The organism is Paraburkholderia sp. SECH2 (genome assembly GCF_030464795.1).
Taxonomy (GTDB): Bacteria; Pseudomonadota; Gammaproteobacteria; order Burkholderiales; family Burkholderiaceae; genus Paraburkholderia; species Paraburkholderia aspalathi.
Window position 1 is genome coordinate 192,066 of record NZ_JALPRH010000009.1, and the last position, 13,212, is coordinate 205,277.

At 62.0% G+C, this 13,212-nt stretch carries 14 protein-coding genes; 2 read left to right on the forward strand and 12 right to left on the reverse strand.

Annotated features, from left to right (window positions below):
* Nucleotides 1–65: 65 nt before the first annotated feature.
* From M0D66_RS17830 to M0D66_RS17870, 9 genes are all read right to left on the reverse strand, one after another.
* Nucleotides 66–755: a hypothetical protein gene (locus tag M0D66_RS17830; protein WP_244869691.1), complete on the reverse strand. Its 690-nt coding sequence runs from the start codon at nucleotides 753–755 to the stop codon at nucleotides 66–68.
* Entirely contained in the window at nucleotides 752–1,327 is a 576-nt protein-coding gene (locus M0D66_RS17835) for a hypothetical protein (RefSeq protein WP_211701807.1), read from the reverse strand. The genes M0D66_RS17830 and M0D66_RS17835 overlap by 4 nt, the downstream gene beginning before the upstream one ends.
* Nucleotides 1,327–1,854 carry a hypothetical protein gene (locus tag M0D66_RS17840; RefSeq protein ID WP_211705533.1) on the reverse strand — a complete coding sequence of 176 codons (528 nt, stop codon included), beginning with the start codon at nucleotides 1,852–1,854 and terminating at the stop codon, nucleotides 1,327–1,329. The genes M0D66_RS17835 and M0D66_RS17840 overlap by 1 nt, the downstream gene beginning before the upstream one ends.
* Nucleotides 1,851–2,738 (reverse strand): hypothetical protein, encoded by an 888-nt coding sequence (locus M0D66_RS17845; RefSeq protein WP_167378306.1) that lies wholly within the window; start codon nucleotides 2,736–2,738, stop codon nucleotides 1,851–1,853. The genes M0D66_RS17840 and M0D66_RS17845 overlap by 4 nt, the downstream gene beginning before the upstream one ends.
* Nucleotides 2,719–4,359 (reverse strand): GspE/PulE family protein, encoded by a 1,641-nt coding sequence (locus M0D66_RS17850; RefSeq protein ID WP_234486822.1) that lies wholly within the window; start codon nucleotides 4,357–4,359, stop codon nucleotides 2,719–2,721. Before M0D66_RS17850 ends, M0D66_RS17845 begins: the two co-directional genes overlap by 20 nt.
* 151 nt (nucleotides 4,360–4,510) lie before the next feature.
* A complete protein-coding gene (locus tag M0D66_RS17855; RefSeq protein WP_093633286.1) occupies nucleotides 4,511–5,713 on the reverse strand; it encodes a type II secretion system F family protein in 1,203 nt (400 codons plus the stop codon).
* A 63-nt stretch (nucleotides 5,714–5,776) separates the two neighbouring features.
* Nucleotides 5,777–6,226, reverse strand: a complete 450-nt coding sequence (gene gspG, locus M0D66_RS17860; RefSeq protein WP_200620156.1) for a type II secretion system major pseudopilin GspG — start codon at nucleotides 6,224–6,226, stop codon at nucleotides 5,777–5,779.
* Nucleotides 6,227–6,392: 166 nt separating this feature from the next.
* Complete coding sequence (locus M0D66_RS17865; protein WP_093633288.1) at nucleotides 6,393–7,082, reverse strand: response regulator transcription factor; 690 nt, start codon at nucleotides 7,080–7,082, stop codon at nucleotides 6,393–6,395.
* 30 nt (nucleotides 7,083–7,112) lie between these two features.
* Nucleotides 7,113–7,745: an SCO family protein gene (locus tag M0D66_RS17870; protein ID WP_093633289.1), complete on the reverse strand. Its 633-nt coding sequence runs from the start codon at nucleotides 7,743–7,745 to the stop codon at nucleotides 7,113–7,115.
* 284 nt (nucleotides 7,746–8,029) lie between these two features.
* Here M0D66_RS17870 and M0D66_RS17875 point away from each other — a divergent pair, with 284 nt between their 5' ends.
* Nucleotides 8,030–9,163, forward strand: coding sequence for a histidine kinase (locus tag M0D66_RS17875; RefSeq protein WP_211705537.1), 1,134 nt, complete (start codon nucleotides 8,030–8,032; stop codon nucleotides 9,161–9,163).
* Nucleotides 9,164–9,181: 18 nt separating this feature from the next.
* Here M0D66_RS17875 and M0D66_RS17880 read toward each other — a convergent pair whose 3' ends face one another.
* Nucleotides 9,182–9,964, reverse strand: coding sequence for a response regulator transcription factor (locus M0D66_RS17880; protein WP_093633291.1), 783 nt, complete (start codon nucleotides 9,962–9,964; stop codon nucleotides 9,182–9,184).
* A gap of 620 nt (nucleotides 9,965–10,584) precedes the next feature.
* Between M0D66_RS17880 and M0D66_RS17885 the strand changes: the two genes are divergently transcribed.
* Nucleotides 10,585–11,154: a lytic transglycosylase domain-containing protein gene (locus M0D66_RS17885; protein WP_244179261.1), complete on the forward strand. Its 570-nt coding sequence runs from the start codon at nucleotides 10,585–10,587 to the stop codon at nucleotides 11,152–11,154.
* Nucleotides 11,155–11,253: 99 nt separating this feature from the next.
* Here M0D66_RS17885 and M0D66_RS17890 read toward each other — a convergent pair whose 3' ends face one another.
* Nucleotides 11,254–11,763: a DUF1269 domain-containing protein gene (locus M0D66_RS17890; protein ID WP_093633293.1), complete on the reverse strand. Its 510-nt coding sequence runs from the start codon at nucleotides 11,761–11,763 to the stop codon at nucleotides 11,254–11,256.
* A gap of 191 nt (nucleotides 11,764–11,954) precedes the next feature.
* Nucleotides 11,955–13,178, reverse strand: a complete 1,224-nt coding sequence (gene ccsB / locus M0D66_RS17895; RefSeq protein WP_093633294.1) for a c-type cytochrome biogenesis protein CcsB — start codon at nucleotides 13,176–13,178, stop codon at nucleotides 11,955–11,957.
* Nucleotides 13,179–13,212 lie beyond the last annotated feature (34 nt).

Here is a 13,212-nt window from a genome sequence, read left to right on the forward strand (position 1 = left end):
AAGAGATGGTTCGCCGGGCCGCTGTCCCCATTGCGGCTCGCACCCCGTGTGCGTGAGGTTTTCATCTACTTTGCCTCTCTTGGAATGGATACGGACTGCGTCTGGTTAAGCGGTAGATAGGTCAGCACCACGTCGGATTCCGAAACCGATTCGACGCGGTACTGGTCATCAACCACTTCGCCCGGCGAAACGATCAGCAACCGCTCGCCGTTGCTGAGAAATACCTGCGGCTTGGCCGCCTTCGCATCCAGCTCGCCCACGTACGTGAAAGGCACGGGCGGCGCAGTCGGCGCCGGTGCCCGCACCTCGGGTACGACCGGCACCTCGACTGGAGGCGGCGGCGGAAGCCACGAAGAGGCGGCGAACGGATTGTTGGCCGATTCGACGGACAGCGGCGTGCGCAGGGCGATCAGCTTTGCGCGTGGCGTCACCGCTATCGTCGGCTTCGCATTGGCAGCGCCGACGCGCGACGCAGGAACCGGGACTGGCGCCGCTCCCCGCGAGGTTGCTGGCACGGCAGACGCGGCGGACTGAAGATGAGCGGAAGCAGGCCGCGCCCGCACGTCGTCATGCCCCTTGCCGTGGAGCGCGGCAAGCACCACCGGCGTCTGGGTCGCCGCCACCTGCGCGCGATACCCGAGTCCCACGACGGCGATCCCGCAGAACGTCAGCAACACGCGTGTGACCAGAGCGGGTTTCATGGCTGCGCTGTCCGGCAGATGCGCTCGAACGCGTTTGACCAGAGCGAGGTTCATGGCTGTGCAGTCCGGTAGATGAGCTCGAAGCGGACCCGCGCATCGAGAATATTGCCGTCGACTGCGGGACGTTCGACGTGGATCGCCTGGAGCGCCGCATTGGGCACGTTGTTCAGGACTGCCGCGAGAAAACGCCGGATCGCACTGTACTGGTCCTTGACAGGCAATAGCACCTGATACCGCGTAAAGGGCGCACCGGCTTCGGTCGTCACCTGGTATTCGGCTGAGCCGAGCGTCAGATTGCTATCGCGGGCCTGCGCGAATATCACCGCGATATCGTTCGCGCTTTGCGTGAAACCCGGGAACAGTCCCGGCAAGGTATCGAGTGCGACTGGATCCACCGCCGCGCTACGTTCGCCGGCAAGGTGATGCGCGTTCGCAGTCCGCGCGACTCGCGCGGCATCCTGCATCTCACCCATTCCGTGCGTCCCGGACTCCACACTGGGCGTCGAGACGGCCACGATGGCGGCAACACCAATCACCAGCACGCCGAGCAGTCCCGGCAGGCCGAACGAGCGCTGCATCTCGAAGCGCAGCGTCAACAGCATGTCCTGCAACTGGTCTGCTTTCATCATTTCCTCCAGACGGCAGTGATCTGGAAACGCACGGGTTTGCCCGGTACGTTCGTCTCGATCAGGTGATCGTTCAGCACGGCTTCCCGCAGCAGAACGCTGCTCTGCAGATACTTCAGGTAGGCAATCATCGCGTCGAAGTTCTTCGCCTCGGCCGTGATACGGATCTGGCTTTGCGCGGGGTTCTGATCGATGCCGATCAGCGCGACATCGTGATCCGGATAGTCTTCGACGATCGAGAAGAGGTCCTGCCACGGCACGGTCAGTTCACGCAGAACCGACTGGCTCTGCTTTTCCGCGAGCCGGGCAGCCGGCGTCAGCGGCGTCTTCGCCACATGCCGGCTCGCCATTGTCTGCCGCTGGACGGCCTCCAGTTGTGCCTGCGCACGATCGTTTTCCGAGTGCGCATGCCAGAGCCGCGCGCCGCTTGCGAGCAACAGCACGGCAGCGGCGCACAGCAGGATCAACCCGCCCGCCGCAGGGGTGGCGCGGCGCCGGCTGAAGTCGAGGTCAAGGCGCGGGATCATTGCGCACACTCCATCAGCCGATGCGCGGGCGAGTGGTCCGCCGGCGGCGCCTGCCGGATTGCCGCGGCGAAACGCGCTTCGAACGGCGCCAACTCGGTCTCGATCCCGAACAGAAAGATTTTGCAGTCTTCGTGCTTCAGGTTCGCCCGGGTTGCCGAGCGTTCGAACAACTGCTCGGCCAGTTCGGCCAGCCGGGACGCGTCGTCCGCATCTCCAGGAAACAGGCGTTGTGCATCGTAGGCGACCCAGCGATTCTGTTCGATCATGACCGCCTGCATCTGCTCGTCCGCGACGAACAGCAGCAGCGCCTCACCGCCCTCGGCCGCATCGCCGATGCGATTGAGCATCTCCGGAAGGCATAACGTCAAGCGGCTAATCCCGACATGTTCGGCTGCGCTCACGTCGTGGATACCGGCAAGCAGTTCGCGCGACATCGCGCTGGCAAACAGAGCCCGGCCGCCGCGCTGCACGCCGAAACGGACCACCAGCGACGCACCGTCAATTCCATAGGTATCGGTGAAATGCGCTAACGCGATCTCTTCGAGTTCGCGCGCGCGCAGCGTGCGGAAATCGCCACGCAAGATCGCGTGATTGCCCCAGAAATCATCCAGCACCACGTGTGCGTTGCGCTTCTGCACAAACTCCTGCGGCACTGGCGCCGCATCGGCGGCGGGCGTTGCGATGAGCGTGTCAGCAAGCGCTCTGCGCAGCGTGTCGAGTGCACCCGGTTCAGTGCAGCACTGCTCCTCGGGAATCGCAACGCTGGCAGGCTCGGCGGCAGATGCCGATTTGCGCAGGCGTAACGGCCAAGGCACGCGCGCACCGACGACAATCTCACGTGTGCCGACTCCGATTGCAACCGGACTATTCAACCATGGTGACACGGTTAATCTCCTCGAGAGTCGTTTCGCCGCGCTTCACGAGCTCGACTGCAGCGGTACGCAGCGACTGCATGCCGTAGCGCATCGCTGCCGCCTTGATAGCCCCAAGCGGTGCGCGTTCCGACAGCAGTTGCCGCAACTCGTCGTTCATGCGCAATGCTTCTGCAATTGCGCGGCGTCCGCGGTACCCGCTGCCGCGGCACGCCGCGCAGCCCGTGCCGCGATGAAACAGGTAGCTGCCGGCGGTATCCGGATCGATGCCCGAACGGACCAGCGTGTCCGCGTCGACCGCTTCATCGGTCGTGCAATCCGGACAGCACTGCCGCAAGAGACGCTGGGCAACGACGCCGTTGAGCGCGGACACGAAGCTGTAAGGATCGACCTCCATGTTCGTGAAGCGGCCTATCACGTCGAAGACGTTGTTCGCGTGCACGGTGGTGAACACCTGGTGGCCGGTCAGCGCTGCCTGCACGGCGATTTGCGCTGTTTCCGGATCGCGGATTTCGCCGACCATGATCTTGTCCGGGTCATGCCGCAAAATCGATCGCAGTCCGCGCGCGAACGTCAGGCCCTTCGCTTCGTTGACCGGAATCTGCAGGATGTCGCCCAGCTGATATTCGACCGGGTCTTCGATCGTCACGATCTTCTCAAGACCGTTGTTGATCTCAGTCAGAATCGCGTAGAGCGTCGTCGTCTTGCCGCTGCCGGTCGGCCCGGTCACGAGCAGCATCCCGTACGGCATCGATGCGACCGAGCGCATGAAACGTGTATCAGCCTGCTGAAAGCCCAGCGCCTCGAGCGTCAGACCGCCGGAGGCCTGCGAAAGCTGATAGCGGTCAAGGATCCGCAGCACCGCGTCCTCGCCGAACTGGTTCGGCATGATCGACACGCGGAAATCGATGTCACGTCCCGCGTACTGCGCTTTGAAACGCCCATCCTGCGGAACGCGGCGCTCGGAAATGTCGAGTTCGGAAATCACTTTCACGCGCGACAGGACCTGGTCCGCGACATCGCGGCCTTCGACCCGGCCGACCACAGTCAGCACACCGTCCACGCGGCACTTGATCATTAACCCGTTGGCGCGGCATTCGAGGTGAATGTCGCTCGCCATCATCTTCAGCGCGTCATAGATCGTCGAGTTGAGCAGCCTCACCACCGGGCTGTCGTCACTACTGATGCCCTGCAGCGTCAACGCGAGCGAAGACGGATCGACTGCACTCTGGATCGGGTCGTCGAACGCGAGCGAGTCCATCGCCCGCACGTCTTTTTCGCGCACGGCCAAATACGCGCTGATGTCCCCAGCGCTCGCGAGCGCCCAGCTGTACGGCACGGTCGGCCGCGAGCGCATGCGGTGTTCGACACAGCCTCGCGTGCGCGCGTCGAGCGGATCGGCGATGACGAACAGCAGACCCTTGCCACTGTTTGTACCGCCTGAGCCGTTTGTGCCGCTTGTTCCATCTGCCTCGCGAAAACACACGCACAGGCGGGTCGTCGCTTCGACAAACGACATCACGTCGAAATCAGGCTCGTACTGATTCAACTCGCGCATGCTGATCGGCTTCATGCGAAATTGCACAGCCAACTGGGCGCGCATCTCGTCCGCGCTCAGTGCCGTCTGTGTCATCAACTCTTCCAGCGCGCGAATACCGGAACCGTGCCGCTCGCCGAGCGTTCGCAGTGCCTCGCGCAACTCGACACGCGGTTCGACACGCGTTTCGACATTTAGGCTTGCCGGAATCGTGCTGACGGTATCCACGTGCTTTCTCCAGGTGGGTCTATTGAATGCTCGATGCGATTTCGAAAATCGGCATGTACATCAGCACGACAATTCCACCGATAACCACACCGATAAAAATCATCATCGCGGGTTCGATCAAACGCGAGATCAGATCGATCGTGCGAGACACCTGCGCCTCCTGAAACGCGGCAATTCTGTCGAGAACGGGTCCAAGGCCACCGGTCTTCTCCGCCACCGTCAGGAGTCGATAGGAAATCGGGTTGGCGAGTCCGCCCTGCTGAAACGCGTCGGATATCTTTGTGCCGTTGCGCACCTGCTGCAGGGCGTCCGCGAGTGCGGCCTGGTCCGCGCGGCCGACTAGCCCACGCGCAAGATCGAACGCGCGCACAGCGGGAATACCGCCGTCGACCAGCATGGCGGTCGTGCGATAAAACTGCGACTGGCGAAAGATGCGGAAGTGTTGCCCAATGCCCGGCAGGGCAAACATGCGATCGGCGATCCAGCTCCGGACCGCCGGTCTGCGCAGCGCGAAACCGGCCGCCACCGCCAGCACAGCGAGGCTCGCGCTCAACTCCGCCCCGTGGGCGTGCACCATGCTGCCCCAGGCGATCAGCAAGCGCGAGAGCAACGGGAGCTCACGCCCGCTGTGCTCGAGCAAGGTCGCGAACCTCGGCACGACGAAACCCAGCAGGAACAGCACGACCGCCGCGCCCACCAGCAGCAGAACGGATGGATAGATCGCTGCCGACACCACCCGGCCGCGCAGTTCGTGAAGCATCGCGCTGTTGCGCGAATAGCGGGTCAAACTATCCGCGAGGCCGCCGGTTTGCTCACTGGCTTTCACGCAGGCGACAAGCACCGGCGGAAAGATGTGGCTCGCGTGTTCGAGCGCCGCGGAGAGTGACTGCCCCTCTTCCAGTAGCCGCAACAGTTCGCGATAGACCTGTGCCGATGCCTCGCGGCGCTCGTTGCCCCCGAGCGTGCGCAATGCATCGACGACGCCGACGCCTGCATCGAGTAATGCCGCCAGTTCGCGCGCGAACAGTTCGACGTTGAATCTGCCGCCGGGCAGCGCCGCCCAGTTTTTCCCCTGGCGCCGCCGGCTCGCGTCTGCGCGAACCGATACGACACGAAGGCCGCGCGCGCGTGCAAGCGACGCCGCAGTCGACGAAGAATCGCTATCGATGCGAAGCGTCTGAACCGCACCACTGGTATCGAAAACACGCAGCACGAACTTCACGTCGACTCTCCTTGCAAACAACCCACTACTGGCCCGGCGTCGCGGCAACCGCGCGGTGCACCGTTACCACGAAGAGACGGTCGTGTTCTCGCCGACGCCACCGCCTCGTCCATCCTTGCCAAGCGAAAACAGATCGTAGTCGCCGTGCTCGCCCGGCGAACGATACTGGTACGGTCGATCCCACGGATCGACCGGCACCGCCTTCGCCAGATACGGCCCGCTCCAATGCGCCGCGTCCTGCGGTTTGGCGATCAGTGCCTGCAGCCCTTCTTCGGTCGACGGATAGGAACCGACATCCAGCCGGTATTGATCGAGCGCCTGCCCGAGCGAGACAATCTGCGCGCGCGCGATCTTCGTATTCGACTTGCCGACCTGTTCGAAATATCGAGGAGCAACGAGACCTGCCAGCAAGCCGATGATGACCATCACCACAAGCAGCTCGAGCAGCGTGAAGCCGTGGCTGCGTCGCGCGCCCCTTTCAAGGCGGACGCACTGCCACGGACGCCCGGGCATGCCGGGCTTGATAGAGGACAATTCGTTGTACACGGCTCCCCCTGTAACGACCCACCGCTTCGACGTTGCCGAAGCCGTTGAATGCATTCTTGTTCAGGTCGATACGGGCAAGAAGTAGGGAGAGCCGTCCAAAGACATGGGTAAAGACCCTCCAGTTGCGCCGCGCTTATACGGAGGGGTGATGCACGTGCTCTTCGTCCGGCAGCGTCAGCACGCCCATGTCGATCGCGATGCGCACCAGACCTGTCACGTTCGTGATGCCCAGCTTGCGCATCAGATTCGCGCGATGCTTTTCAATCGTTTTCGGGCTGAGCTTCAGGTGCTCGCCGACCTGCCGATTGGTGTGTCCCTCGACAACGAGCCGCAGCACCGACCGCTCGCGGCCGGTCAACGCATCCCAGAGGTGCGCTTTTTGCCGGGTAGCCGAAGCGAAGTCCGGTGCACCGGCACAGCGACCGCAAACGTCGAGACTCGTGTTGCGCTTGCCCTGCATGACAAGCCGCATCTCGCCGACGAGGTCTTCGAATGACGCATCCTTGATCACATATCCGTCGGCACCCGCGGCGAACGACTCTCGCACATGTTCTTCGCTGCGGTGAACGGTGAGGACGATAATGCGGATCTGCGGCGCGCGGCGCTTGATTGCGGCGATCGCCTCGAAACCGCTGCCGCCCGGCATCGACAGGTCCATCAGGATCAGATCGGGCATCGTAGCAATCGCAAGACGGTATGCCTCGAGTCCGTCGCTCGCCTCGCCGACGATGCTGTAGTCGCATAGTTCGGACACCATGCGACAAAGGCCGCTGCGCAAGAGATGCTGATCCTCCGCAATCAGCACACGGTGCTGTTTTGCCAATTTCGTCGCTCCTGTCTGCACCGTGCGCCGCTAGTTGGACGCGACAGCGTCATGGTAGGCGCTCAGCAGTTCCGCCGGCGTCGCGAAGCCGTCAATACGCAGCCACGGCTTTCCAGGCGCCGCCCGCACAAATGCAACCGGCGTGTGATTCATCTTGTCACCCCGATAGACGTTGAAGGCGCGCTGCGTCGCAATGCTGGCCTCGACCGTGCCGGTGTAGTGCTGCCACTCGGGGCCGGCGTCGAATCGGGCTCCATACGTTCTAAGACGTGCCGGCGTGTCCTGCTCAGGATCGATCGAGATCGACACGATGTGCACCTTGTCCCGGTCGCTGCCCAACTCGCTTTGCAACTTCTCGAGCGTCTGGCTGACCATCGGGCAAATAGTGGTGCACGTGGTGTAAATGAAAGTCAGGATTACCGGCCGGCCGTCATTCAATTCATCGATCAACGAGACCGTCTTGCCGTCGTCCCTGACCAGTTTCACCGGCGGCAGCGTGTAGTCGACTGTGGAGCGCATCGTCCCCGACATCATGTGATGATGCATATGCGCGTCGGCGCCATCGGCAGCGTCTGCGGCAGACGCGCACCATGCCGCGGGACCTGCCAGTCCGGCGCCGGCTAGCAGGACCGCGCCGATCAGGACTACGTTGGTCGTTCTCATCGCTGGCTCCAGAAGTATCATGAGCACGGCGTCGATACCCGCGTGAGCGCATGAAAGGCGCGCCACCGTGCATGTTCAGTCTCATGAATTTGCGCGCAAGCGTCATTGGATGAGAGCCCCCAAAGCACGGTAGGGCATGTCCGCCTGCGGGAAAACCCGCCTCGTTCAGCCGGGGTGTCCCCACATCGCGACTCAGTACTTGCCCGGTTGCAGAGAGCGTCAATCGAGGCCTACAATCACTTATAGCCTTAAGGTTTCCTTAAGAAAACGCATCGGGAGCTCCAATGGATGCAAACGAGCCCACGGGATTGCAGATAAAGCTGGCCGACCTGATCGAGGCCATGCGCAAGCTTTGCATCGCGGCACGGACCCACGAGCCAGGTACCGCCAGCGTCACCGATGCGCGCGGCGCGGCACTTGCCCTTCTCACGCCGGATGGAACATTCCTGTCGGCAAACCGCACTGCGGCTGCCCTCCTCGGCTACTCGAATGCCGACCTGGTCGGCAAGCAGCTCGCCGACATGGCGCCGGCCAGCTCTTGCGCGCCGCTCGCGAGCGAATTGTCCGTGAGCGCTCATCGAGAATTTCACTCCTTTCCTACGGTACTCGGCGGCCGCACCGGCCAGCCGATCCAGCTCATGCTGCACCAGCAGTCGATCCCCACCGGCCAGACCGGGCGCAGTGCGTTGCTGACGCTTTTTGAGGAGCCACTGGTTTCCGGACCCGAGCTTGCGAATGCCACGCGTTTGCCCGATGCGAGTGCGCGGGACCACCTGACGTATTTAACTATGGGTCAACAGAAAGAACGTCAACGCCTTGCAGCGGAACTGCACGACGGCCTCGGGCAAGCATTGACGCTCGTCAAGCTGATGGCTGAGGATGCGTTGATGCGGATACGCCGCGGGCAGGTCGACGACGCAGCCCAGCTGCTGGATGCAACGGTGCTCAGAATCCGCGAGACGATCGGCGACGTGAGGCAGATATGCGGCGAGCTGCGTCCGCTGATGCTCGATCAGCTCGGCCTGCCCGCCGCCTTGGGTTCACTATGCCGGCGCATCGAGCGCGGCGCCGAAAACGTCTCAGTTGTGTTCAACTGCGATGTCGACGACGAGGACGTGCCGGAGCATCTGAAGGCCGACATGTTCAGACTCGCCCAGGAAGCGTTGAACAACACCGTCAAGCATGCAGCGGCCACGGAAGTCACGCTCGGTTTCCGGCGTATTGCGGGCGGCCTCCTGATGACGATTCAGGACAATGGCATCGGCTACGAAAACCGTTCTCTGTCAACGGAAGACGCCTGTACAACCGGGCTTGGTCTCATCGGCATGCAGCACCGGGTCGAGTCGCACGGCGGCACGTTTTCAATCCAGTCGTTCGGTACGAGCGGAACGCTGGTCTCGGCGGCATGGAACGCCTAGCGCAATTTCCGTTCGCGCTCAACGCCCCGCTCCCAGCCCGTACCTGGGCAACCCCGTGTCTTCAGGCGATTCCGACTGTCGATCCAGATCGGCCGACAATCGGACAGGTGTGTCGTCAATTTTCGGCTCGGAACACTTCTCGGCCAGGGAAGTCAGCAGACCCATGCTGATAGCGACCAGGACCAATTCCGTCAGATTGGCGATATTGAGCTTGTGCATCATGCTGGCCCGATACTTCTCAATCGTCTTTGGACTGAGATTCAAGTACTGCCCTACCTGCCGGTTGGTGCGCCCTTCTGCGATCAGTTTCAGAACGCTGCGCTCCCGCGCCGTCAGAATGTCCCACGCCTTCTTTGGCGCGGGTGCCTCGCGGCCTGTGACGAACGAGTCGACCATGTAGCCATACACGTCGGCGCTCAGATGCTTCTTCCCCTGCATAACCATACGCATCGCGACCAGGAGTTCATCGAACGAGACATCTTTCAGCACGTAGCCTTCGACACCGGCGCGCAGCGCCTCACGCACATACTCTTCGCTCTGGTGAACCGTGAGCACGACGATTCGTACGTTCGGCGATCGGCGTTTGATCGCCGCGCTAGCATCGATTCCGTTCATACCTCGCATCGACAGGTCCATCAGCATCAGATCGGGATTCAGCGTCATCGCCATTTGACAGGCTTCCTTGCCGTCCCTCGCTTCGCCGATGACGTCATAGCCCCCCTGCGCCGAGAGCATCGAGCGCAGCCCGTTCCGTAGCAGATCGTGGTCTTCGGCGATCACGACACGGCAGTTGGTATTCATGTGTTTACCCCTGGCAACCATGAACCGGTCGCGACAATGCAGTACAGCCGTCAAACGGCACCCACTGCATGCCTCGTCTTTTCCTTGCGGCCAATCCTTTCGAATTACTAACTTTATTTTTCACTTGCCGGGCGGCAACGCCGCACGCGTGTCTCCGTTGCAAGGTTCGCGCCATGTCTCTGCAAGCCAGCATTGATCAGCCTGCTAAATTCATACGACGTTTGAAATGGCCGACGATAGCTACGTGTATGTTTCAAATCTGAACTGTTTTTCCCAGGACTGGAGATTAGTAGCAATACCGATAGAGTAGACATTGCGCGACGAATCGGTCAGCGTGACAGGACTTGCCAATTAACAATCAGAATCGGAAATATTTTCCCTCGACGGATACGCCAGGTCATGGCGCATCTGATTACCCACGGTTACCATGCATTACGAATGTAACGGTTTTGTACAGCCCTCCGATGCGTCCGTCTTGCGTCTCAAAGTGTAGGGAGGTGCCCCATTGCCGATGCGCATTTCTCCACACCACAATTGAGGTGCGGGAGAACACGACCATGCGCCATTGCCCTTCATCCAGACCGGAAAACGCGATCCTCATCGCATGCGCGGTGCTTGGCATGGCATCACCAGGGGTGGCACGCGCAGAGATTTTTGGAGCGGTGGCGAGTAACGGTGCGATCATCCTGACCAACGTACCTGGCAAAGCAGGGTTGGCCGTCATCGTTGCTGGCGATCCGCCTGCCGAACGCGATGCGAAGCGTGCGCAAGCCTCATCGTCCGGGAGCGGCGACGCGTCGCGGTTCGCGGATGTGATCGACGAAGCAAGCCGCACCTTTCGCGTTCAGCCCGAACTCTTGCGCGCAGTGATCGACGTCGAATCGCGATACAACCCGAAAGCGGTTTCAGACAAAGGTGCGCTGGGCCTGATGCAGGTCATGCCGGAGACGGCACGGCGCTTTGCCGGTGGAGACATGCTCAATCCGCGAGACAACGTGCTGACCGGAGCCCGCTATCTACGCTTCCTTCTCGATCTCTTCAAGGACGATGTCGAACTCACCGTGGCCGCGTACAACGCCGGGGAAAATGCTGTGATTCGGGCCGGCTATCGCGTGCCCTCAGTGCGGGAAACGCGCCTTTACGTGCCACGGGTTCTGGAGCGCTATCGACGCATGCTCGCAGCCGGTTAACCGTTGCGCGCTCCGGCGGCAAGCCGGCACCCATATCGATGACATCCAGGCGTGGCCAGCCGCCGGCCTCGTCGTACTGTTGCCGAGTGCGGGAACAGTTTACGGAAATGCGGGAATGGTCGGCTCCGTTCCCCGGATCTCGGCCTCCGCGTGGTGGAGCTTGATCATCTCTTCAATTTCCTCGACGCGGTCCTTTGGGACGTCGATCATCATCAGCAATTCGCCCCGCTCGATCGCCTCTTCGAACCGTTTCAGCCGCGTATTCGGTACATCGACACCGATCATCGTCGCCGTCCATGCACCGAACCCGGCGCCCGCGAGCGTGAGCGCAACGACAACGCCACCCGCAATGGTCAGGCCCGCCGGCGGATAAGCCAATGCAACCAGGCCCGTCAACATGCCGGTCGCGCAACCCGCCGCTGTACCTCGTGTCAGTGCGTGAAGCAAGTCGCTGCTCTGCGCAAGCGTGGCCTCCGGCAAATCGTCGAGCCGTACGCTATGGTTGGCAATCACGTGGATATGCCGCCAATCGACTCGCCTCACCAGAAGCTCGTCAACAATCATCCGCGCACATTGCGTGCTCGGCAGCAAAAAGTATATGCGTCTCATGGCGACCTCGCTGACCGTGGATCGGGGTCCGTCCGGACCCGTGACTACATTCTTGCGCGGAGTGGCAACGAGAAAAAGTAGGAATGCTCGCCGAACGGAATGGGTAGGGACCCGCAGTGCGTATCGCCGCTCGAACCATGCTCCGCCAAGCCGGAGCTTCGGGCGAAGGGTGTGAGCGCTCCGGCATTCATTTACAGCTTGCCGTAGCTATGCAGCCCCGACAGGAACATGTTGACGCCGAGGAACGCGAAGGTCGTCACCAGCAGGCCGGTTAGCGCCCACCATGCCGCCACCGCGCCGCGCAGGCCCTTCATCAGGCGCATATGCAGCCAGGCCGCGTAGTTCAGCCACACAATCAGCGCCCACGTTTCCTTCGGGTCCCAGCTCCAGTAACCGCCCCATGCTTCCGCAGCCCACAGCGCGCCGAGAATCGTCGCGATCGTGAAGAACGCGAAGCCGACGGCGATCGACTTGTACATCAGGTCGTCGAGCACATCGAGCGGCGGCAGGCGGTCGGCCAGCACGCCGCGTTCTTTCGCCAGATATGCGACGCCGACCATTGCCGACAGCGCGAAGCTGCCATAACCGATGAAGTTAGCCGGCACGTGGATCTTCATCCACCAGCTCTGCAGCGCCGGCACGAGCGGCTGGATCTGCTGGGCGTCGCGCGCGACCGAGTACCACATCAGGAAACCGACCGCCGCACTGATCACCAGCAGCACGAATGCGCCGAGCGCACGCGTGTTGTAGTGCTGCTCGTAGTACAGATAGAACAGCGCCGTGATCAGGCTGAACAGCACGAACACTTCGTACAGGTTCGAGATTGGAATATGGCCGACGTCCGCGCCAATCAGGTACGACTCGTACCAGCGCACCATCAGACCGACGAAGCCCATCACCACCGCAGCCCACGTCATTTTCGAACCGATCGCGGCGCCGGTCGGGGAACGCGACAGCAGGCCGATCCAGTAGAAGACGGTGGCGAAGACGAAGAGCGCGCTCATCCACAGAATCGCGGACTGGCTCGACAGGAAATATTTGAGGAAGAACGCGTTATCCGCGCGCGTCAGATCGCCGTGGTAGATCTGGATCGCCAGCAGCGACAGCGCGGCGATGCCCACCATCAGCGGACGCACCGGCTTCCAGCGCCAGCCGAGTACGACGAACACCGGCACCGCCAGGCACAGCACCAGTTTGTCGTAGTAGTTCATGAACGGGTGATAGCGCGACAGCGCAAACCCCGCGCCCGCGACCATCACGACGGCGAACAGCCAGTCGACGACGCCGAGCCGTTTCAGAAACGGCCGCTCGTCGAGCGGAGCCACCGTTTGAGCCGCGGTCTTTGAGACATCCCACTTAAGCACGGGCACCGGGTCCGGCGCAGCGGCGTCAAGAGACGATTGGGTCAGGTTCATGGTGCTCTCCGTTGTGCCGATCGCGTCGACATGA